At 67.9% G+C, this 1050-nt stretch carries 1 protein-coding gene; it reads left to right on the top strand.

The window, feature by feature from the left end:
- Positions 1 to 61: 61 nt before the first annotated feature.
- A partial coding sequence (locus E6R62_RS37440) for an ISL3 family transposase (protein ID WP_136217908.1) occupies positions 62 to 1050 on the top strand: 989 nt, incomplete at its 3' end.

The following is a 1050-nucleotide window of genomic DNA, read 5'->3' as shown; positions in this document are numbered from 1 at the left end:
AACGGCTCTGTCTCACATTCGGTGGTGACGGAGGGTGGTCGAGGTCGTTGTTGTTGGTGTGATGGATGGCAACGAGCTTGTGCGGATGGTGTTTTCGGGGATATCGCCGCTGGTCGTCGAGGATGTGGTCGATGAGGGCGGGCGGATCGTGGTGAGAGGGCGGGCTCCGAGAGAGCCATCTCCCTGCCCGGTGTGCGGGGTGGTGTCGGGGCAAGTGCACAGCTATCACTGGCGGACGGTGGCCGATGTGCCGGTCGACGGCCGGCGGGTGGTGCTCCGAGTACGGGTGCGGCGCCTGGTGTGTCCCACGCGCGGGTGCCGCCAGACCTTCCGCGAGCAGGTGCCAGGGGTGCTGGAGCGTTATCAGCGGCGCACTACCCGTCTGTCCAGGCAGGTCAAGACGGTGGTGAAGGAGTTAGCGGGCCGGGCGGGAGTACGGTTGCTGGCAGCACTCGCCATGGGCCTGTCCCGTCACACAGCCCTCCGCGTCCTGCTGGGCATCCCCTTGCCGGCCGGACGGATTCCCCGGGTGATCGGCGTGGACGACTTCGCTCTGCGCCGGCGGTACCGCTATGCCACCGTGGTGATCGACGCTGAGACCCATGAACGGATCGATGTCCTGCCCGACCGCACGGCCGGCACGCTGGAAGCGTGGCTGCGTGCCCATCCGGGGGTCGAGGTTGTGTGCCGTGACGGATCGGCGACCTACGCGGAAGCCATCCGCCGTGCCCTGCCGGAGGCGGTGCAGGTCAGTGACCGCTGGCATCTGTGGCACAACCTGTGCGATGCCGCCCTGGACGAGGTGAAGGCGCACGGTACCTGCTGGGCCGCCATACTCGACGCCCCCATCTATGACGGACCCCGAGCCCAGACCACGCTGGAACGCTGGCACCAGGTCCACGGCCTACTCAATCAGGGCGTGGGCCTCCTGGAATGCGCCCGCCGCCTCCAACTGGCCCTGAATACCGTCAAACGCTATGCCCGCGCCGAGCGGCCCGAGCGGATGCTCCGCGTCCCCAAATACCGGTCCAGTCTCGTCGACCCCCACCG

It is taken from the genome of Streptomyces sp. A1136 (assembly GCF_004795055.1).
Lineage (GTDB): Bacteria > Actinomycetota > Actinomycetes > Streptomycetales > Streptomycetaceae > Streptomyces.
Note: the sequence above shows the minus strand (reverse complement) of the source record. Positions and strands in the feature narration are given on the sequence as shown.